General features: G+C 48.6%; 21 protein-coding genes. 17 read left to right on the forward strand and 4 right to left on the reverse strand.

Translation table 11 applies throughout. The features are described from left to right. Nucleotide 1 precedes the first annotated feature (1 nt). The 15 genes from frr to AACY98_RS13280 all read left to right on the forward strand — a co-directional run bounded on the left by frr (nucleotide 2) and on the right by AACY98_RS13280 (nucleotide 14,251). Nucleotides 2–565, forward strand: a complete 564-nt coding sequence (gene frr, locus AACY98_RS13210; protein ID WP_339805726.1) for a ribosome recycling factor — start codon at nucleotides 2–4, stop codon at nucleotides 563–565. Between the two features lie 88 nt (nucleotides 566–653). Then, entirely contained in the window at nucleotides 654–1,133 is a 480-nt protein-coding gene (locus tag AACY98_RS13215; protein ID WP_339805728.1) for a hypothetical protein, read from the forward strand. 114 nt (nucleotides 1,134–1,247) lie between these two features. Continuing rightward, entirely contained in the window at nucleotides 1,248–1,958 is a 711-nt protein-coding gene (uppS, locus tag AACY98_RS13220; protein WP_339805730.1) for a polyprenyl diphosphate synthase, read from the forward strand. 12 nt (nucleotides 1,959–1,970) lie between these two features. Next, complete coding sequence (locus tag AACY98_RS13225) at nucleotides 1,971–2,834, forward strand: phosphatidate cytidylyltransferase (RefSeq protein ID WP_339805733.1); 864 nt, start codon at nucleotides 1,971–1,973, stop codon at nucleotides 2,832–2,834. An 86-nt stretch (nucleotides 2,835–2,920) separates the two neighbouring features. Next, nucleotides 2,921–4,099 (forward strand): 1-deoxy-D-xylulose-5-phosphate reductoisomerase, encoded by a 1,179-nt coding sequence (gene ispC / locus AACY98_RS13230; protein WP_339805735.1) that lies wholly within the window; start codon nucleotides 2,921–2,923, stop codon nucleotides 4,097–4,099. Between the two features lie 35 nt (nucleotides 4,100–4,134). Further along, the gene (gene rseP / locus AACY98_RS13235) at nucleotides 4,135–5,490 is read left to right on the forward strand and encodes an RIP metalloprotease RseP (protein ID WP_339805737.1); all 1,356 of its coding nucleotides are present in this window, start codon (nucleotides 4,135–4,137) and stop codon (nucleotides 5,488–5,490) included. A gap of 39 nt (nucleotides 5,491–5,529) precedes the next feature. Further along, nucleotides 5,530–7,887, forward strand: a complete 2,358-nt coding sequence (gene bamA, locus AACY98_RS13240; RefSeq protein WP_126977830.1) for an outer membrane protein assembly factor BamA — start codon at nucleotides 5,530–5,532, stop codon at nucleotides 7,885–7,887. 15 nt (nucleotides 7,888–7,902) lie between these two features. After that, nucleotides 7,903–8,406: an OmpH family outer membrane protein gene (locus AACY98_RS13245; protein WP_126977828.1), complete on the forward strand. Its 504-nt coding sequence runs from the start codon at nucleotides 7,903–7,905 to the stop codon at nucleotides 8,404–8,406. Between the two features lie 40 nt (nucleotides 8,407–8,446). Then, nucleotides 8,447–9,505 carry a UDP-3-O-(3-hydroxymyristoyl)glucosamine N-acyltransferase gene (gene lpxD / locus AACY98_RS13250; protein ID WP_423817576.1) on the forward strand — a complete coding sequence of 353 codons (1,059 nt, stop codon included), beginning with the start codon at nucleotides 8,447–8,449 and terminating at the stop codon, nucleotides 9,503–9,505. Further along, nucleotides 9,498–9,968 (forward strand): 3-hydroxyacyl-ACP dehydratase FabZ, encoded by a 471-nt coding sequence (gene fabZ, locus AACY98_RS13255; RefSeq protein WP_126977826.1) that lies wholly within the window; start codon nucleotides 9,498–9,500, stop codon nucleotides 9,966–9,968. The genes lpxD and fabZ overlap by 8 nt, the downstream gene beginning before the upstream one ends. Before the next feature lie 119 nt (nucleotides 9,969–10,087). Next, nucleotides 10,088–10,876 (forward strand): acyl-ACP--UDP-N-acetylglucosamine O-acyltransferase, encoded by a 789-nt coding sequence (lpxA, locus tag AACY98_RS13260; protein ID WP_339805744.1) that lies wholly within the window; start codon nucleotides 10,088–10,090, stop codon nucleotides 10,874–10,876. Between the two features lie 22 nt (nucleotides 10,877–10,898). After that, on the forward strand, nucleotides 10,899–12,044 hold the full coding sequence (gene lpxB, locus AACY98_RS13265; RefSeq protein WP_339805745.1) for a lipid-A-disaccharide synthase: 1,146 nt from the start codon (nucleotides 10,899–10,901) through the stop codon (nucleotides 12,042–12,044). Between the two features lie 130 nt (nucleotides 12,045–12,174). Continuing rightward, a complete protein-coding gene (rnhB, locus tag AACY98_RS13270; protein WP_339805747.1) occupies nucleotides 12,175–12,786 on the forward strand; it encodes a ribonuclease HII in 612 nt (203 codons plus the stop codon). Nucleotides 12,787–12,892: 106 nt separating this feature from the next. Next, nucleotides 12,893–13,675: a TrmH family RNA methyltransferase gene (locus tag AACY98_RS13275; protein WP_339805749.1), complete on the forward strand. Its 783-nt coding sequence runs from the start codon at nucleotides 12,893–12,895 to the stop codon at nucleotides 13,673–13,675. Between the two features lie 219 nt (nucleotides 13,676–13,894). Further along, nucleotides 13,895–14,251: a hypothetical protein gene (locus AACY98_RS13280; protein WP_339805751.1), complete on the forward strand. Its 357-nt coding sequence runs from the start codon at nucleotides 13,895–13,897 to the stop codon at nucleotides 14,249–14,251. Between the two features lie 48 nt (nucleotides 14,252–14,299). Here the strand turns inward: AACY98_RS13280 and AACY98_RS13285 are convergent, their stop codons facing one another. The 4 genes from AACY98_RS13285 to AACY98_RS13300 all read right to left on the reverse strand — a co-directional run bounded on the left by AACY98_RS13285 (nucleotide 14,300) and on the right by AACY98_RS13300 (nucleotide 16,374). Further along, nucleotides 14,300–14,629, reverse strand: coding sequence for a hypothetical protein (locus AACY98_RS13285; RefSeq protein WP_339805753.1), 330 nt, complete (start codon nucleotides 14,627–14,629; stop codon nucleotides 14,300–14,302). A 6-nt stretch (nucleotides 14,630–14,635) separates the two neighbouring features. Then, nucleotides 14,636–15,217 (reverse strand): hypothetical protein, encoded by a 582-nt coding sequence (locus tag AACY98_RS13290; protein WP_339805755.1) that lies wholly within the window; start codon nucleotides 15,215–15,217, stop codon nucleotides 14,636–14,638. Nucleotides 15,218–15,494: 277 nt separating this feature from the next. Further along, entirely contained in the window at nucleotides 15,495–15,743 is a 249-nt protein-coding gene (locus AACY98_RS13295; RefSeq protein ID WP_339805757.1) for a hypothetical protein, read from the reverse strand. Continuing rightward, complete coding sequence (locus AACY98_RS13300) at nucleotides 15,730–16,374, reverse strand: hypothetical protein (protein WP_339805759.1); 645 nt, start codon at nucleotides 16,372–16,374, stop codon at nucleotides 15,730–15,732. The genes AACY98_RS13295 and AACY98_RS13300 overlap by 14 nt, the downstream gene beginning before the upstream one ends. 403 nt (nucleotides 16,375–16,777) lie before the next feature. Here AACY98_RS13300 and AACY98_RS13305 point away from each other — a divergent pair, with 403 nt between their 5' ends. Then, nucleotides 16,778–17,269 (forward strand): DUF2726 domain-containing protein, encoded by a 492-nt coding sequence (locus tag AACY98_RS13305; RefSeq protein ID WP_339805761.1) that lies wholly within the window; start codon nucleotides 16,778–16,780, stop codon nucleotides 17,267–17,269. Nucleotides 17,270–17,412: 143 nt separating this feature from the next. Next, nucleotides 17,413–19,110: a PhoH family protein gene (locus AACY98_RS13310; RefSeq protein ID WP_339805763.1), complete on the forward strand. Its 1,698-nt coding sequence runs from the start codon at nucleotides 17,413–17,415 to the stop codon at nucleotides 19,108–19,110. Nucleotides 19,111–19,143 lie beyond the last annotated feature (33 nt).

A 19,143-nucleotide genomic window follows, 5' to 3' on the forward strand; every position in this document is an offset into this window, starting at 1 on the left:
AATGACAAGTATTGCTGAAATTGAAAAACAAGCCGAACAAAAAATGACGCAGTCGATTGAGGCTTTTAAAAACAACCTGTCAAAAATCCGGACCGGACGCGCGCATACAGGCATATTGGATCATGTTCAGGTTGAATATTATGGTTCCATGGTGCCGATCGGACAGGTGGCCAACGTTTCGCTGATCGACAGCAGAACCATCAGTGTGCAGCCGTGGGAAAAACCGATGGCAGCCAAAATTGAGAAAGCCATCAGGGAGTCTGACCTGGGGTTGAATCCGTCGAGCCAGGGGGAGTTGATTCGCGTGCCGATGCCGGCCTTGACGGAAGAGCGTCGCCGTGAACTGACCAAAGTGGTCCGCTCCGAAAGTGAAAACGCGAAGGTTGCCGTGCGTAATTTACGTCGTGACGCGAATGAAGGCGTCAAAAAACTGCTCAAAAACAAAGAGATATCTGAAGACGATGAGCGCCGTGCGCAGGACAGCATTCAGAAATCTACCGATAAATTTGTTGCGGAGATTGACAAGCTGACTCAGACCAAAGAACAGGAAGTCATGGCGGTTTAAGCTGCTCGCTGGTTCTGAATCAGGCTTAAAAGGATGCATCTGTATACCACAATTTCAGGTACAGATGCATTTTTAATGGAGGGCTTGCATGCGTGATAAGCCGCTGATTCAGGCTATTTGCGAGCACATCAAAGCCAGTTATCTGGACGAACAGCACCCCAGTTTTTACTTTGTGTCAGACCGGGTGCGATGCGGGTTGTATCAGCCTGTCCTGCAAAAAATAGAGCAGTATGTTGAGCTGAAGGATGTGACAGACCTGAATCATGATGTGTGCCTGTCTTATGAATTACACAGCAAGGCGTTAAGGTGGGGGTTATGTCTTTCACTGGTCGGGCCTTATGCCACGCTGGGGGCGTGGCGGTCTAACCATTGGAAAAGAAATCAGGCGCATCATGCCCGGGCTTGTGAGCTTGAGGCGGCGCTTCAGGTGGATCTGCAGCAAGCGGGAGTGACAATACTGTCTGACGAAATACTGCAAACGAAGCTTCCGATCAGCATAACAAGCGATTTTATCGATACTGAGCATAACAATATTGTCTATAATTTGCTGTTTTATCCTGATATGTGATTATTTTGAATGACTTCATACTTTTTTCACAATAAACATCTATCTTTCTCATATGAATAACATGAAACACCGCGCTGACCTACCCAGTGAGCACAACAGAGAATGAATAGAGAGATGGAGCCATTGATACCGGTTGAAGATTTGCCGCAGCATATTGCCATTGTGATGGATGGCAATGGCCGCTGGGCACAGGAGCATGGCCAGCCCAGGCTGATAGGGCACAGTGCAGGTGTCAAGGCATTGCGGCGCTGTGTTGAAGCATGTGTCAAATACGGCATACGTTATCTGACGGTGTTTGCGTTTTCGTCTGAAAACTGGCGCCGGCCGGCTGATGAGGTCAATGGCATCATGGCCTTGTTTGTGCAGGCGATCCAGACGGAACTGGCCGAGTTGCATCGCAACGGCGTGAATCTGCGTTTTATTGGTGACAAGCAGGGCTTGCCTTCCGATGTGCTGCAGGCGATGAAAGAGGGCGAACAGTTGAATGTTCAGAGTAATAAGCTGACCCTGATTATTGCAATGAATTACGGTGGTCGCTGGGATATCATGCAAGCCGCTCGCCAACTGGCTGAAGCCGGACTGGACATAACGGAACAAGCCCTGGCCGAGCGTATGGCAACAGCAGTGTGCGGCCCGGATCCGGATCTGATTATCCGTACCGGAGGAGAACTGAGGATCAGTAATTTTCTGCTGTGGCAGGCTGCCTATGCAGAGTTGTATTTTACCGAGCGCTTATGGCCTGATTTTTCTGAAGCGGATTTACTGGAAGCATTGCGCGATTATGCTCAACGTGAAAGGCGTTTTGGCGCCTTGTCATTAGATTAAGTAGGAACACCCATGCTCAAGCAACGTCTGATTACCGCTATTGTGCTGCTGATTGTTTTTGTAGCGGCTTTGCTGGCACCCCGTGCCGAGTTTTTTGGTGCGCTGACGTTGGTTTTTGTCGCTATCGGTGGCTGGGAATGGTCTCGGTTAAATGGTATCCCAGGTGCCGGTGCGTATGTGCTGGCTTTGCTGGTGGCGCTGCTTTGCGCAGCTTTGTGGTTTGGCGGATGGATTGTGTACCTGAATGGCTGGGTCTGGATCGGCGTTGCGGTTGTCTGGGTTGTTGGCGCTCCCATTGTGTTGCGGGGCGGCGCTTCAACATGGCTGGCTATTCCCAAGACGGTACGCTGGGTTTTGGGCATATTTGTTTTATGCATGGCGTGGGCTGCAATTTGGAAAGCCAAGTTGATTGGCAATAATTTCCTGCTTTCAGCGCTGGTTTTGGTCTGGGTAGCCGACAGTGGCGCTTATTTCAGCGGCAAAGCTTTTGGCAAGCATAAACTGGCTCCCTCGATCAGCCCTGGAAAGAGCTGGGAAGGCGCTATCGGGGGGCTGCTGGCTGTCATGCTGGTTGCTGCGCTGTGGATTTATTTTGATCGCTGGTATCTGGCCGCTTATCCGATGACCGGGGCTGGTAGTTTGTATACGATGCTATTGCAGAACTGGTCGTGGTGGGGCTTATTGATTGCCGTGATTTTTTTGACGGTAATGAGCGTGGTCGGCGATTTGACGGAGTCTTTGATGAAACGCAGCGTAGGTATCAAAGACAGCAGCCAGATATTGCCAGGACATGGCGGTATACTGGATCGTACCGATGCGTTGTTGCCGGTGTTGCCATTGAGCATGGCATTGGTGCAGTTCAGCGCATTGATCTAGTTGGATGATGAAACCCACGGTACGGGGATTTATTTCTATGCCATTGAACTATTTAGGCAGTTCATTTCTGAGAGAAGAGGTGTAGTTTGCGTATCACAGTTCTTGGCTCAACAGGCTCTATTGGCCGCAATACTTTAAATGTGCTTTCACAGCACCCTGAGCGGTATGAGGTATTTGCCCTGACGGCAGCCAGCCAGGTCGATTTGCTGGCCGAGCAATGCATTCAGTTCAAACCACGCTATGCGGTCATGCCGGATGAGGCTGCAGCAGCACGGTTACGGGTTTTGTTACAGACAAAGGGCAGTACAACGGAAGTACTTGGCGGAGCGCATGCTTTGGAAGAGGTTGCATGTGCGCCAGAGGCCGATGCGGTGATGGCCGCGATTGTGGGGGCTGCTGGCCTGAAACCTGCATTGGCCGCTGCGGCAGCAGGCAAGCGTTTGCTGCTGGCAAACAAGGAGGCGCTGGTTGTTGCCGGGGCGTTGTTCATGAGAACGGTTGAACAAGGCAAGGCAGGGCTTTTTCCGGTGGACAGTGAACATTCTGCCGTATTCCAGTGTTTGCCGCAGGATCGGCAAAAATGGGGACAGGTGATTGAGAAAATCATTTTGACTGCTTCCGGAGGGCCTTTTCGTACCAGGGATCCGTCAACATTGTCCAGCGTAACCCCTGAAGAAGCGTGTGCTCATCCGAACTGGCGCATGGGGCGCAAAATTTCGGTTGATTCGGCCACCATGATGAACAAGGCGCTGGAGGTGATTGAAGCTCGCTGGTTATTTGATACGCAGCCAGAGCGCATTGAAGCGGTTATCCATCCGCAGAGTGTGGTTCATTCGATGATCCAGTGCGTTGACGGCTCTGTCATGGCACAAATGGGTGTACCGGATATGCGGGTTCCGATTGCTGTCAGCCTGGCCTGGCCTGAGCGCGTGGAATCAGGCGCGCAACGGCTGGACTTTACTCACTTATCTGAGCTGACGTTTGAGGCTGCTGACAACAAGCGGTTTCCCTGTTTGCCACTGGCATGGCAGGCCCTGACGGCGCCGGAAGGGACAACCGCAGTGCTGAATGCCGCAAATGAGGTTGCTGTGGAGGCTTTTTTGCATAAACAATTGCGTTTTGATCAGATTTATCATGTGGTTTCAGAGATGCTGGAGCATGTCACATGCTCTGCTGCGGCTAAAACGCTGGATGATCTGTTTGACCTGGACATGCAGGCCAGAAGTGGCGCATTGAGCCTCATTCAGCGGATCGGGCCACTCTGATCCTGTGCGGGCAAACATAAAATGAAGAATCCATCATGTTATTGACCATTCTGGCATTTATCGTTGCTTTGAGCATATTGATTGTTGTGCATGAGTACGGGCACTACCGGGTTGCTGTGGCATGTGGCGTGAAAGTTCTCCGTTTTTCCCTCGGCTTTGGCAAGCCGTTGTTGACGTGGCGTTATGGGCCGGATCGCACTGAATTTGCCATTGCCCCTATTCCTTTTGGGGGCTATGTGCGTATGCTGGATGAACGGGAGGCACCTGTTGATGAAGCTGAGGTCCACCGTGCATTTAACCGGCAGCCGTTGCGCTCACGGGCGCTGATTGTGGCCGCCGGGCCGGTCATGAACCTTATTTTGGCAGTGCTGTTTTTTGCGGCCATTGCTTTTGTGGGGTTTGATGAGCCGCGGGCCATTCTGGCTGCGCCGGCCGAAAACTCGGTGATGCAGCAAGCCGGCATACAGTCCGGTGATGAGGTCACGGGCATGATCGTTGGGCAAGGCGAGCTCAGGCCGATTGTATTGGCCTCGGATCTTCGCCTGAAACTGATTGAAGCAGCCCTTTCTGAAAAAGACGTTCAATTACAGCTTCGTTCTCAAAGCGCAGGCACCCGTTTGGTTTCACTGCCTTTAAGTCAGGTCGGCTCCAAAAATGTCGGCCCTGAGTTTTTCGCTCAGATTGGTTATAGCGGGGTTCTCGCCCCTCCTGTCATCACGCAGGTGCTTGCGGATGGAGCCGCGCAGCGGGCGGGTATGCAGGTTGGTGATTTGGTGATGTCGGTTGATGGTCGCCCAGTCACAGATAGAAATGCTTTACTCAGGTTAATTCGCCAGTCCAACGCTGAAAAACCATCTGCATGGGAAATTGACCGTAATGGTACGATAATGCAGTTGAATGTCCAGCCTGACCGGGTAGAGGAACAGGGATCATGGGTTGGAAAGATTGGTGCAGGTATTGGATCTGCGGCAGAAATGGTTACAATACGCTACGGTATTTTAGACAGTTTAAATTACGGGCTGAATCAGACTTGGACTCATTCTTGGCTGACGTTGAAATTAATTGGCAAAATGCTGGTAGGCCAGGCAAATATCAAAAATTTGAGCGGACCGATTACCATTGCCGATGTGGCAGGGGATTCGTTGCGCAGTGGCTGGATTCCATATCTGGGATATTTGGCATTGATAAGTTTAAGTTTAGGCGTTCTGAATCTGTTACCATTACCCATTCTGGATGGCGGACATTTGATGTACTATCTTTATGAAGCCGTTCGTGGAAAACCGGTCTCAGAGGCGTGGATGCTCAATCTGCAGCGTGCTGGCATTTTTTTATTGTTGCTCATGATGTTTGTGGCCACATTCAATGACATTACGCGGCTGTGGTTGCGTTAGAATATCTGAGTTTATTTTTTAACCTTTATTTGTCTATACATGCGATCTACCCTGAGCCTATGCTTTAAAAAACGGTCTATCACCGTTGCTGCCGTTGCTTTATTAGGGGCATTAAGCCTGCCGGCACGAGCCGTTGAGCCATTTACCTTGCAAGACATTCGCGTTGAAGGTTTGCAGCATGCAGAGCCAGGGACGGTTTTTGCCAGCCTGCCATTCAGGATTGGCGAGGTGTACGATGATGACAAAGGTACGACGGCCATTCAATCGCTGTATGCCACAGGCCTGTTTTCAGATGTGCGCCTGAGTACATATAACGGGGTGCTGGTTATTTCGGTGCAGGAGCGCCCGACCATTGCCTCGCTGTCGTTTACCGGTGCCAAGGCTTTTGATAACCAGGCGCTGATATCTGCCTTGCGCAGCGTAGGTATTGCTGAAGGGCGTCCTTTTGATAAAGCGCTGGCTGATCAGGCCGAGCAGGAAATCAAGCGCCAGTATCTGAGCCAGAGCTATTATTCAGCCGCGGTGGAGATCACATCGACACCGATTGAAAATAACCGGGTGAATGTGAACTTTATCATCACTGAAGGCAGTGTTGCGAAGATCAACGAAATTCGCATCATCGGCAATCATGATGTCTCCACCTCCCGTTTGCTGAGCGAGATGTCGTTGACATCGGGCGGCTGGCTGACCTGGTATACGAAAAACGACCGCTATTCGCGCGAGAAGCTGAATGCCGATCTGGAAAAAATCCGTTCATATTATCTGAATCGTGGTTATCTGGACTTCCAGATCAATTCAACTCAGGTTGAAATCACGCCAGATAAAGAGAGTATTGCCCTGATTGTGGACCTGACTGAGGGGCCGCAGTATATATTGTCCTCTGTTGAGCTGGAAGGGGATTACCTGGGGCGTGAAGATGAGTTCAAGTCCATCATTGACCTGAGCATCGGCAAGCCCTATAACGCTTCTGAAGTCTCTGCGCTGGTAAAGTCTTTCTCTGAAAAATTCGGTTCCTACGGCTTTGCATTTGCACAAATCCAGCCGCAGCCTAGCATTGACAGAGAAAACGGCACCGTTGCACTGCGGGTGGTTTCCAGACCGCAAAGGCGTGTTTATGTCAGACACGTGAATATCAGAGGAAATGACAGAACACGTGATGAAGTGATCCGGCGTGAGTTCAGGCAGTTTGAAAGTGCCTGGTATGACTGGGACAAGATCCAGCTCTCACGTGACCGCGTTGACCGCCTGGGTTTCTTTACTGAGGTGAATCTGGAAACATCTCCGGTACCTAATACCGATGACCAGGTTGATATCACCATGCAGGTGACAGAGAAACCTACAGGCTCTCTGACCCTGGGAGCAGGTTTCTCCAGTGATGACAAGGTGTCTGTGAATGCCGGTATTTCCCAGGAAAACGTGTTCGGTACCGGGAACTATCTGGGCCTGGGTATCAGCAGCAGTAAATACAACAGGCAGTTCCGTTTGAGTACGCTGAATCCGTACTTCACGCAGGAGGGGGTTTCCAGAGGGTTTGATTTGTACTACACGACAACCCGTCCATACTCCAGTACCAGCAGCAGCCAGTATTATTCAATTGAAACAGCAGGGGCGGCTTTCCGGTTCGGTGTGCCATTCAGCGAAGTGGATAAGGTTTACTTTGGTCTGGGAGGTGAAACCACACGCATTAAACCCGGTTGGGAATTGCCGCGCGCTTACGAGCAATATATTGAGCAGTATGGTGAAAGGTCGACCTATTTCCCCTTGACAATCGGCTGGGGCAGGGACTCGCGTGACAGTTCGCTGGTGCCAACGAAGGGCACACTGCACCGCTTGAACGGTGAGCTGAGCCTGCTGGGTGATACCCATTATTTCAAAGGCACATACCAGTATCAGCGCTGGATTCCTCTTGGTCGTGACTTCACATTTGCCTTTAATGGTGAAATTGGTTATGGCAGAGGCATAGGGAGCAAGGATTTCCCTGTGTTTAAGAATTTTTATGGTGGCGGGCAAGGTTTTGTACGTGGCTTTGAGTCAGGCACTTTTGGCCGCTATGATATAGCGACTGATACATACAGCGGCGGGGCCCGCTCGTATAATGTCAACCTGGAACTGTATGCACCGTTTCCTGGTTCTGGTAGCGACCGGACCTTGCGCCTGTCTGCATTCCTGGATTATGGTAACGTAGCGACAGATTATGAGACTTCAATCGTAAACTACGAGTATGTTGATTCCAAGCGCAGTGGCTGGCAGTTCAGTGACGCGCGTATGTCAGTCGGCTTTGGCTTTAGCTGGATTTCTCCATTAGGGCCGCTAAAATTCAGTTACGCGATTCCTATCAAGAAGAATGATGATGATAAAATCGAAAGATTCCAGTTCCAGATAGGTACTTCTTTTTAACAAATAAAGACTTTTATGTTGAAACAATTCCTTATTTCCATCAGTATTGCTGTTTCCCTTCTTGCTGCTCCGGCGCTGAGCTATGCCCAAAGCAGCCGCGTCGGGGTTGTGAATACCGAGCGCATTTTGTCTGAGTCCAATATGGCCAGAGCTTCGCAGACCAAGCTGGAGCAGGAGTTTGCCGCTCGTCAGCGTGATTTGGAGGCGCAGGGAACCAAAGTGCAGGGCATGGTTGATACCTTCACGAAAGATGCACCCACCTTGTCAGAATCCAACAAAGCAACTCGCCAGGCACAGATTCAACAAGAGATTGAAAAATTTGACAGAATGCGCGACGAGTTTCAGCGTGATCTGAACACACGCCGTAACCAGGAGTTGCAGATATTGCTGGATCGTGCCAATACGGCTGTGCGTCAAATTGCTGCAAATGAGAAATTCGACCTGATTCTGACTGAAGCAGCCTTTGTCAAACCTGAACTGGATATCACAGATAAGGTTTTGGCTATTTTGAACAAGTAATACTGGCTGTAAGTCTGTTGTGAAAGCGCTTGACCAACCCATTCGAGTGGGGGACATTGTTGATGCTTTGGGCGGAGAGTTGCGTGGAGATCCTGATACGCCGCTTAACCAACTGGCATCACTGGAGCAGGCGCAGTCAGGCAGCATCAGCTTTATCGCTGGAGCACAGTACAAAGCAGCGTTGGCAGCAACAAAGGCCAGCGTTGTCATCATGGTTGCAGAGTATGCAGATCTCCGTGATGGCCCAGTCATCATCACAGCAGACCCGTATTTGTATTTTGCCCGGCTGACCCAGTGGTGGAAAAAGCATGTGCAAGGTCTGCAAGCACATCTGGCCGAGCGGATTGCACCGTCGGCAACAATTCATCCGACGGCACACGTGGCCGATACAGCCACAATTGGGGCAGGCGCAGTGATTGATGCCTATGCCCGCATTGGTGAGCATACACAGATCGGTGCACAAAGCTATATAGGTATTCATGCCTCTGTTGGGCATGACAGCTATATTGCACCGCTGGTTTCCATCATGAATGAATGCCGGGTGGGAAATTTTACCCGCATTCACTCAGGTTCTGTCATTGGTGCCGATGGGTTTGGTTATGCACCGGAAAACAAACGCTGGGTCAAAATTGAGCAGTTGGGTGGTGTATTGATTGGTGACCATGTGGAAATTGGCGCCAATACCTGTGTGGACCGCGGCGCACTTGAAGATACAGTGATTGGCGATGGCGTCAAGCTGGATAATTTGATTCAAATAGCCCATAATGTCCATGTGGGCGACGACACTGCTATGGCCTCGTGTGTGGGGATATCCGGTAGTACCCATATTGGTAAACGGTGTATTATCGGGGGTGCTGTAGGCATGGCTGGGCATCTGGAAATTGTGGATGACGTGGTGGTCATGGCGGCTACCAACGTAACACGCTCTATCAGCAAACCCGGTTTTTACAGTGGTATTGTCCCTTTTGACGAAGCCAATGCTTGGCGTAAGAATGCAGCCATGTTCAGGCAACTGAGCCATATGCGCGATCGTATACGTGCATTGGAAAAGCAGGTTTCAAATTTAACAACTAACTCAACCGATAAAACTCATGACTAGCCCTGTAGTAATGGATATCCAGCATATATTATCCAAGTTACCTCATCGTTATCCTTTTTTGCTTGTTGACCGAGTACTGGAGCTTGAGCCAGGAAAACAAATCAGGGCATTAAAAAACATCACCATTAACGAACCCTGTTTTACAGGACACTTTCCTGAAAAACCCGTTATGCCCGGCGTTTTGATTCTGGAAGCATTGGCTCAGGCATCTGCTTTGCTGGCTTTCAAAACTTTTGATATTGCCGATACGGCACAAATGCTGTTTTATTTCACCTCGATTGACGGCGCACGTTTTCGCCGTCCAGTGATCCCAGGCGATCAACTGATTCTAGAAGTGACTTTTGAAAAGGCCAAAGCACGCATGTTCCGCTCCAGCGGCAGGGCGTTGGTGGATGGTGAGCTGGCAGTAGAAGCCACTCTGATGTGCGCCATGCGCGGCTCTATCAACGATCCTAACAGCTGATATCTGGCTGCTTGCGGTTTGCCGGTCAAAGCATGAAGGTTGAGAACTGGCGCTGGCAAACCTGTGTTGAAGCATCTGCTTGCATGAAGCAGTGATTGTGTATACAAAGGCGGTAAGCTATGGCGAAGATCCACCCTTCGGCAATCGTAGATCCGAAAGCAGAGCTTGATTCTGACGTCGAAATTGGTCCATTTACCATCATTGGGGCCCAGGTCCGTATCGGGCAGGGGACGACTGTGGCATCCCATTGTGTGATCGAAGGCAACACGACCATTGGTTGTCATAACAAAATCCTGCAATTCAACTCCATAGGCTGCATGCCTCAGGACAAAAAGTACCAGGGTGAAAACACAGCACTTGAAATAGGGGACTCCAATACCATCCATGAGTACTGCACTTTCAGCCTGGGCACCCAGGGGGATGGCGGTGTCACCCGGATAGGAAACAACAACTGGATCATGGCCTATGTACACCTGGCTCATGATGTTCAACTGGGCAGCCATACCATTTTGGCCAATAATGCAACGCTGGCCGGGCATGTGCATATGGGAGATTACGCCATCATTGGCGGCCTGACCGGTGTACACCAGTTTGTGCATATCGGGGCCCATGTCATGATTGGTTTTGCCAGTGCTATTTCCCAGGATGTGCCTCCATTCATGATGGTTGATGGCAATCCTGCCCATGTGCATGGCTTTAACATTGAGGGGCTGCGTCGACGTGGCTTTACACGCGAGCGTATTACACGCATCAAAGCCATGTACCGGCTGCTTTACCGGGACAACCTGACGCTGGCTACAGCCCGAGCTGAAATTGAAGCATTGCCATTTGCGACGCCTGAGGAAGAATTTGACTCCCGGTTGATGCAAGAGTTTTTACAGCAATCCAACCGCGGGATTGTCAGGTAAAGAGATGCCTCAGCATCGCCACATGGCTACCCCTCAGTTCAGAATGGTTGCCGGAGAGGCTTCCGGGGATATGCTGGCAGGTTTGCTGCTGAAAGGCATGCACGAGCATTGGCCCGATGTACAGGCTGCGGGGATTGGCGGCAGCCTGATGCAGGCACAGGGGTTTGACTGCTGGTGGCCTTACGACAAACTGGCTGTGCATGGTTATGTGGATGCCATTAAAAGCTACCGCGAACTCAGTGCGCTACGCCGCCAGGTCGGGGACAGAATTCTGGCAGACCGGCCTGCAGCATTTATTGGTGTGGATGCGCCGGACTTTAATCTGGGGCTGGAAAAGCGTGTGCGCCAGGCGGGCATCAAAGCCATTCATTTTGTCAGCCCGTCCATTTGGGCCTGGCGTGGCTGGCGCATGAAAGCTATCAAAGAAAGCACGGATCTGGTATTGTGCCTGTTTCCGTTTGAGCCAGCCATATACGAAAAAGCCGGTGTTGCCGCTACCTATGTCGGGCACCCTCTGGCAGACGAAATTCCGCTGAAAATTGACCAGCAAGGTGCCAGGGCAGAATTCAACCTGCAAAATGCACCTGATGCCGTAATTGCCATTATGCCCGGGAGCCGCCGTTCTGAAATGCAGCGGCTTGGTGCTCCTTTTTTGGCAACAGCCCGAAAACTGCTCCAGTACCGGCCTCAAGCGCATTTTCTTTTTCCTGTAGCGCCTGGGTTAATGTCAATGGCATTGCCGCTTGTACAAGCCTCTGGGTTGCCTCCTGAACGGATCCAGGTGACAGAAGGGCGTGCAGGCCAGGTTCTGGCTGCATGTGACGTGGCGTTGATTGCCAGCGGTACGGCAACGCTTGAAGCTGCTCTGTATAAACGCCCTATGGTCATTGCCTATAAAGTGGGGGCAATTTCGGGGTTTATCCTTCGGCGCATGAGCTACTTGCCATGGATCGGGCTCCCCAATATCCTTTGCAAAGAAAGCATGGTGCCAGAGCGGGTACAGGCACAAGTGACGCCTGAGCAGTTAACGCAGGACCTGTTGGCCTGGCTTGATGCTCCTGGAAAAATGGAATCGCTTCAAAAACGCTTTACTGAACTGCATGTGCTGTTACGCCAGAATACAGCCAAAATGGCAACAAATGCCATTGTCCAGGCACTTGGATGTTGAAGCGTGGGCACTGTTATTGATATGGTCTTACACGTTTTGCCCTAAAATTCGAGAGTTATGATTTGGGAAAAGACCGTCATCATTTGAATCTGCCTATGGAGTTATCTACCTGTAGTGCATCAGTGTCCTTATGAAAAAACAAAATACCCTGCAGGCTGCATTTGACTGGACATCTCCAGGACTGGTTGCCGGAGTCGACGAAGCAGGGCGTGGCCCGTTAGCAGGCCCTGTGGTGGCTGCCGCAGTGATTCTGGATGAAGACCACCCGATTGAGGGGCTGGCTGACAGCAAAAAACTCACCGCACTACGCCGTTCCGTTCTGTTTGAAGAGATAAAAGCCAAAGCGCTTTGCTGCTCTATTGCCCAGGCCAGCGTGGAAGAGATCGATACCTTGAACATTTTACAGGCCACCATGCTGGCTATGCGCAGGGCCGTCGATGGGTTGCGGCTGCCCCCCGTAAAGATACTGGTGGATGGCAATCGTATCCCGGTTGTCCGGTGTGAAGCGGAAGCGATTGTGAAAGGAGACGCCAAAGTGCCTTGTATTTCGGCAGCGTCTATTTTGGCAAAAGTCTATCGGGATCAATTGCTTGAACACATGCATGAGACATATCCGCAATATGGCTTTTCGGTGCATAAAGGGTATGGTACAGCCAAGCATCTTGCTGCCTTGCAGGAGCATGGGGCCTGTCCGGAGCATCGAAAATCATTCGCACCTATAAAAAACCTTAAAAGTTATTAAATATCAATTGGTTATTTACTTTTATTAAAGTGCTATTTAATAAAATTTATTTTCATAAACAAGATTAAGTATTATTTTTAACTTATTGATATTAATTTAAAATTTGATGAATCCTAAATATATCAGCTCTCGGCAAAATGCATTGGTCAAACAGTTGTATCGACTGTCGCAAACGCCGTCAAGTTACCAGCAATTGGAACAAATCTGGCTGGAAGGCGAGCACCTGTGTCATGCTTACCAGAACAAAATGGGTGCGGCAAAAGCGGTTGTTTATAGCCAAAGTGGCTACGAGAAACAACAATTGGCTTATCTGGGAGCTTCTGCGCAAGAAGTCTATGTGCTCAGTGATATGCTTTTCGAACAAATCAGCGGCTTAAAAAGCGCAGCCAGCATAGGCTATCTGGTTGAACCGGAAACAATGAAGTCTGAGGTTGCGCCACATATGTCCACGGTGGTGCTGGACCGCCTGCAGGATCCCGGCAACATTGGGACGATCCTACGTAGTGCGGCCGCTTTTGGGTTTAAACAGATCATTGCCTTGAAAGGCACCTGTGGACTCTGGGCACCGAAAGTACTGCGCGCAGGTATGGGAGCACATTTTTCACTGCAACTACATGAGCAATGCAGCCTTGAACAGTTGCAACATCTCCTGAAGCTGCCATTGCTTGGGACCAGCTCACACGCAGAAAAAAGCCTTCAACAACTGCAATTACCATGGCCATGTGCTTGGGTCGTAGGACATGAAGGCCAGGGAATTTCTGCAAAACTGCTGCAACATTGCAGTCAAATTGTGCGTATTGATCAGCCTGGTGGCGAAGAATCATTTAATGCAGCAGTCGCAGCAAGTATCTGTATGTATGAATCATCAAAACAGGTTACATATAAATAATTCGTGGGATAAGTTGCTTGGAAAGTATTGATGCATATGGCACATGAGTGATTGTAAAAGTATTAATTAATTTCGACATTGTGTATTATGTCAAATTAGGTAAGTGGCTGATTCACATAAAGATCAAACTGTTATCTATGCTTAGGCCCATTTAAACATATGTCTACACATAGATGTCCCCTGCACTGTGTTCCTGATTTCACTCCCCCTCTTTCTGAAATGATGAAAGAGCTTTGCGCACGTCCTGCAGATGTGGCAAAGGCAATGCGGGCATCAGTTGATACAGTGCGGCGGTGGCTCAAAGATGGATCGGAACCCTGGTTTGTCCGTGTTGCTTTTTTTCTTTTTACCATACACAGACGCTCGACAATTGATGCTGATGCAATAAATCGCATCAATGACCTTGTGAACCGGATGATGGCTCAGAAGGAATATATCCGGGAACTGGAACGCCGTTTATCTGCTTTGGATGGCTGCGAAGTGCCTGGGGTTGACCGGGACTACCTGCTCCCGCATCCCAGCGAATTTAGTGCGATTACAGGGTCAGAGCAGCTTACGGACAGGGCACGTTTTTAAGCTTCTGTTCCTGATCGGAGGGTTTCACCCCCGATACCCCTGATATTCTTAATCTTTAAAAAAATCTTCTAATTCATAACTGATATCATTTACTTTTTGATGCACCAATGTGTGTAATTGTTCCATTGTCAAATAATCTTCTTCTTCACGAAGTTCAGAATCATTAACCGTAAAGCTTTGCTGTATTTCACCATTTACATAAAAAATAAGTTCAATAATATTTACACCATTTATATCATCTAAAGTTAAATGGACATTATAAATTTTGCGGCTACAGAAAAAATAATTACTATTAGCCCCTTCTTCCCAAATAACGGTACCTTCTCGTGTAGCGTCATGTAGCTGATCAACAAAATTACGAAAATGATCTGGAATCATAATATATTACTCCTGCAATTCTTTAGTAGAACCTTGCAATTGTCCAAGCTGACGAACAATGGTTATTAGTGCTTGGCGTGTTTTTCTAGAAGGTGTACTTTTTTGGCTATTTAAATTTCTTTCCAATGATATCGCATAAGATTCCAACATAGCGTGACAGTTTCGATATTCAGAATCTTCATCTTTACATTCTTCATAAAAAACCTGTGAATAGTATTTGACTACTTGAACTACATTAACTAGTGGAACGGTTTTTTCTTCATCAATGAGTACAATAATATTTTGAATTAGATGCTGACATTCAGATATCTCATGTGCAGTAATTAAAGCAGTTGCAAAATTAAGTGCTTTAGCCGTTTCTTTTTGAACTAGTTCAAGAGAAGATTTTGCTCGATTTAATTCAATTATTGCAAATAACACACCGTAAACGGTTAAAAATGAAGCTACTGTTCCAATAATCGTTACTGGATCTTTGTGGAGATCAGGATAAACCCAAAATAAGATAGTACATACAAAAAACCATATCAAAAACAGCCATACATGAGGCATTTTGTCTTGTGCAATGGGTTCTTCTGATTCTGACGACATAGAGGCCTTTCTATTTCCTATCAGATAACATCAGGTTCACTTGCCCTGATGCTGGTTCCTGAATCGGTTTTGCCCTCTTTTTGACTCTTTTCTCTCTTGGATCGGAGATTTTTTTAGTGTCGTCTTTCAGATGGGGTATGCAGATCAGCAAGAAAAACAATCCGCAAGGGATTGCCAGCCAGAAAATAAAGTCTAAAACAGTCAATTGAGTGCCCCTCAAACTGGTGACTGTACTGCTGCGCGCCCTTCTTTACGGCTTTGTGGGTGGGCTCTCAGTCTAAAAATTGTTACGCTGTGCAATTCTAACGCACACGGCTTTATCCATTAAAAACAGTTTGGCTTGCTGTGACAAGGCAAGCGAAGTTTCACCCCCGTTATCCCTGATTCTTTCATATCCTTGAAATAAAAACATACTTAAAACGAATATTGCCATCAAAATCAAACCGATATCAACCACTGCAACCACCACACGACGCATAAGCCTATTCACAACTTTGAATCTGTTCTTATATTCATCCCCTGTCATCCCGGTTTTCTCCTTCTCTACCCTGTGAATCAGGCTGCCAGTCCAAGAAATAGCCGTTTTGCGCGATCCTGATGCAGGCTACCTTGTCCATCGGAAACCGTGTAGCCTGCTGAGTGTAGCACTTACAAGTGTCGCGCTCAGAACTGTAGACACAAGCTGTAGGATAAGGAGCCGTGACCGGCTTGGTGATTTCATCGTATCTGCTGGCGGTGTGCGGATAGCCCTGTTTGCGTGGCTCAAAGGTTTTGATGTATTCCGCCGTGGTCATGGCTTTTCTAGGCTCAGAATTGAGCAGTGAACGGTTTTGCGCCGATGTGGCGGGTTTTCCGGTCTGTTGTACCTGTTCTATGGTGGCCTGTTCTTCTGGAGCTTTGCTCCAAAGCCGATCAAAGGTGTTCCAGATGGCATAACCGGCAATCGCCAGCGCCACAGGCAGCATGAAGAATGCCTTATGGATGTGGACCTTTCCGGTGTGCATGACCGCCGAGCGGTACCACTTGTAGACCTCTTTGGGAAACCGGAATGTATGCCGTTCCTGCGGTTTTACAGAGCCTTTGTTGCAACTGGGTTCTGCATGGTCATACTCAACGCCATAACCCCGTTTAGGTCCATTTTGCGCTTTAGGTGCCAATGCCAGCCGGGTTCCCCGATCAGGTTATTGATAAAGCTGCTGATGTTGCTCGGGTGTTGTGTAACGATGAAGAAGTCAAAGCCTCGGCAATGACAATGGAGCCGTCCGGCAAGTCCATCCAGTTCCTGACCTCACACGACTGTTAGCCGAACTCCTGTGCCCTTGATTTTTTCGATTATTTATAGGCTACGCGAGAATTCATTTGACCATTGCCGGGTAACATGCCATTCGATCAAATTGAATAGAGTTCATCATATGCATTGCAGTTTATGCTTCTTTGACTTGTGACGAACATCAATATTATCTTTCAGAAGCTTGCTTTTAAAAGTAAATGAGAAATATTTTCGTTACAAATGTTTCATCTTATGGCAAACTAATATGCCTTTGATATAAGCATACTTCAATGGATAAATTTCCTTTTTCAACAACCTGGCAGCTTTTTATTATCTTTGCTTGCATAGCCATTGCGGTTATGGTTCAGGTACTTTTTTTAAGAAAGAAGAAAAAGGTTGTTGAAAAGCCTGTGCAGCGCAGAATCATGACGCCCAGAGAGCAAAAGATGTATTTTGTGCTTAAAGCTGCCCTGCCCGAGCTGATTGTTTTCTCCCAGGTCAGTTTTTGTGCGTTAATTACAGCCAAATCTTTCGCTTCCCGGGCTACCTTCAACCGGAAGTTTACCGATTTTGTCGTGTGCGATTATGATCTGAATGTGCTGGTGATTATTGAATTGGATGATTGGAGTCACCAGGGCAATGAGCAGCGTGATGCCGATAGGGATAAGCTGCTTGCTGATGCAGGATATCAAGTTGTACGGTTTGAAGACATTCCTGAACCGGGAAAGGTACGTTCTGAAATTAGAAAACAAGTAGAGACATCTTCGCGTAAGCGGCGTTAAATTTGCCCCTCTCAAATAAGTTATCTGAACAGACTGTGATACGCTTGCTGGAAGAAATGGCACAGCACAACCCAATTTGATTGAACCCGGCGAAAAAGTTATAGTATCAGCATTCTTCTATTAAAAACGATTGATCGATTTATATGCCTTTACCACCACCTCCGAACAAACGCGCAGATAACATTACTCCTGAAGCATTCAATGTCAAGGCGGCACCCAAACAGGTTGCAGCGAAGAAAAAAATCTCAAAGGGGATGCCTGCGGCTGCGGAAAAACCTGCTGTAAAACAAATCGCAGCAGCAGAGAGAAAGATAGGGGGTAAAAAGCCTGTATCCGCACCATCTGTAGCAGTCTCTCAGGTTGCGCAGCAGCATCTTGAAGTTATTGAGCAGCAAAAATTGATGCAGAAAAAGAAAAAGCTGGCGAAAAAGGATGGAAAGCATACAACCGGCATAGAAGAGGATAAGCTTTTTGTTCTGGATACCAATGTCATGATGCATGATCCGGTGAGCCTGTTCCGTTTTGAAGAGCATGATATTTTCATTGCTCTGATTGCATTGGAAGAGCTGGACGCGCATAAAAAAGGAACCACCGAAGTTGCGCGCAATACACGGCAAGCCAGTCGATATTTAGATGAGCTGGCTGAGGGTGTTGAGTTGCATGATATTGCGGTTGGTATCCCATTAAACCGTACCGGACATGTTGAAGCCACCGGACGGCTGTTTTTTCAGACCGAACCATTGAATATGACTCTGCCTTCCAGCCTGCCGGTTGGCAAGGCGGATAATCAAATCCTGGGGGTGGTTAATGCGTTGGCCAAGCAGCACCCTACGCGCCAGGTGATTTTGGTTTCAAAAGACATCAATATGCGCGTCAAAGCGCGTGCGCTGGGTCTGCTTGCGGAAGACTATACCAACGATAAAACGCTGGATGATGGCGATTTGCTATATACCGGGGTGCTTGAGCTGCCTGCTGATTTCTGGGACCGGCATGGCAAAACCATGGAAAGCTGGCAGCAGGATAGTTTTACTTTTTATCGCATTACAGGCCCTGTGGTGCCCTCCCTTTATATCAACCAGTTTGTTTATTATGAAGCGCCTGGAGCAATTCCATTGTATGCGCGAGTGGTTGAAATCAGAGGTAAAACGGCTGTTCTCAAAACGCTTAAGGACTATACACACAACAAAAATGCTGTCTGGGGCATTTGTGCCAAAAACCGTGAGCAGAATTTTGCCCTGAACTTGTTGATGGATCCTGATATTGACTTTGTCACCCTGGCCGGACAGGCAGGCACCGGTAAAACGCTGATTACATTGGCTGCCGGGTTAACTCAAGTGTTAGATGACCGTCGCTACAGTGAAATTATCATGACCCGTGTAACCGTATCTGTCGGTGAAGATATCGGGTTTTTGCCCGGCACCGAAGAGGAAAAAATGGGACCATGGATGGGGGCTCTGGATGATAATTTGGAGGTACTGTCGAAAAACGAAGGCACAGCCGGAGAATGGGGCCGCGCAGCCACCAATGAGCTGGTTCGCAGCAAAATCAAGAGCCTGAACTTCATGCGTGGGCGTACATTTCTGAATAAATACCTGATTATTGATGAAGCCCAGAACCTGACACCCAAGCAGATGAAAACATTGATTACCCGTGCCGGCCCGGGCACCAAGATCATCTGTATGGGAAATCTGGCACAGATTGATACGCCCTACTTGACTGAAGGCAGCTCAGGTTTAACTTATGTGGTGGACCGCTTCAAAGGCTGGGGACACAGCGGGCATGTGACACTGGCGCGTGGTGAGCGTTCGCGTCTGGCTGACTTTGCCAGTGATGTGCTGTAACGCGCCATTGGCGCGTTACGATGCACCTCTCAT

Source organism: Saezia sanguinis, from assembly GCF_963921665.1.
GTDB classification, from domain to species: domain Bacteria; phylum Pseudomonadota; class Gammaproteobacteria; order Burkholderiales; family Burkholderiaceae_C; genus Saezia; species Saezia sanguinis.